Genomic DNA, 1,573 nt, shown 5'->3' with positions numbered 1-1,573 from the left:
TTTAAGAGACTAACACCTATATCGGCCACATTACCATTAAACAAATCAATTTATTAAAAATTCCATTCGCGGAACAACTATAATTATAATAGGTATAAATCTATGATTTGCTCCACAAATTTCAGAACACTGACCTGAAAATAATCCTACTCGATTAAATATTAAAGACAACTGATTCAAACGTCCAGGAATAGCATCAACCTTAACCCCTAAAGAAGGGATAGTTCAAGAATGAATAACATCTACACTAGAAACAACTATTCGAACTCTAGTATTATAAGGAATCACTAAAGAATTATCAACATTTAATAAACGAAATGTTCTATCTGCATCTTCCAATATATACGAATCAAAAGACTTAAATCCTGAATCTCTATATTCATAAGATCAATACCACTGATGTCCTATTACCCTAATAGTTATATCATATATTTCTCTTTCTTCTATTAAATACAATAATCGTAAAGAAGGAAAAGCAATAAATAAAAGAAAAACAGCAGGAATTACAGTTCAAATTCTTTCTAATTCTTGTCCATGAAATATATTTAAATTATAAAATTTATTAATACAAGAATTCACTAATACATATCCAACCATTACTATAATTATAATTATTACAATTATAATATGATCATGAAAAAAAATCAAATATTCTATTACAGAAGAAACTCCATTTTGAAATAAAACTGTTCCTCAAGTTGGCAAAAGTATTTCCCTTAATTAATAAATTCAATTGATTATAAGTATGATCTAAAGGAGGAATATTATTTATTCATTCCAAAGAAGAAGAAACATAATATCCATTATAATTAAAAGACTTTATTACTATTCCTTCTCAAACAATATATATAAAAAACATAACTGCAAATAAAGACAATAAAGATCCTATAGAAGATACTATATTTCAAAAAACAAAAACATCTGGATAATCAGAATACCGACGAGGTATACCATTTAATCCCAAAAAATGTTGAGGAAAAAAAGTTAAATTTACCCCAATAAATATTACATAAAAATGTAACTTAGTTATTTTTTCTCTTAAAATAACTCCAAAAAATAAAGGAAATCAATAAGTTATACCAGCTAAAATAGCAAAAACAGCTCCTATTCTTAATACATAATGAAAGTGAGCTACAACATAATACGTATCATGTAATACTACATCTAAAGATGAATTAGATAATACAANATCCCTCCTAAAGTAAATAAAAATACAAATCCAATACTTCACATTAAAGGAGTATTTATTTTAAAATAAGAACCATGAATAGTAGCTATTCATCTAAAAACCTTAATTCCAGTAGGAATTGCAATAATTATAGTAGCAGCAGTAAAATACGCACGAGTATCAACATCTATTCCCACAGAAAACATATGATGAGCCCAAACTACAAATCCTATTCCCCCAATTCCTAATATAGCATAAATTATTCCTAATCTACCAAAAGGCTCTCGCTTACCTACTGAAGAACTAATAACATGAGAAACAATTCCAAATCCTGGTAAAATTAAAATATAAACTTCCGGATGCCCAAAAAATCAAAACAAATGTTGAAATAAAATTGGATCCCCA

General features: G+C 27.0%; 4 pseudogenes. All 4 read right to left on the bottom strand.

What is annotated here, in order from left to right:
- Positions 1-45: 45 nt before the first annotated feature.
- Positions 46-375 (bottom strand): annotated as a pseudogene (locus DRW41_RS23990) (cytochrome c oxidase subunit II); the annotation flags it as partial.
- Between the two features lie 135 nt (positions 376-510).
- Positions 511-672 (bottom strand): annotated as a pseudogene (locus DRW41_RS23985) (cytochrome c oxidase subunit II transmembrane domain-containing protein); the annotation flags it as partial.
- Positions 673-904: 232 nt separating this feature from the next.
- Positions 905-1,231: pseudogene (locus DRW41_RS23980) on the bottom strand (cbb3-type cytochrome c oxidase subunit I).
- Positions 1,232-1,278: 47 nt separating this feature from the next.
- A pseudogene (locus tag DRW41_RS23975) lies at positions 1,279-1,527 on the bottom strand (cbb3-type cytochrome c oxidase subunit I); the annotation flags it as partial.
- Positions 1,528-1,573: the final 46 nt, after the last annotated feature.

The sequence above is a fragment of the Neobacillus piezotolerans genome, from assembly GCF_003362805.1.
GTDB lineage: Bacteria > Bacillota > Bacilli > Bacillales > Cytobacillaceae > Bacillus_D > Bacillus_D piezotolerans.
Note: the sequence above shows the minus strand (reverse complement) of the source record. Positions and strands in the feature narration are given on the sequence as shown.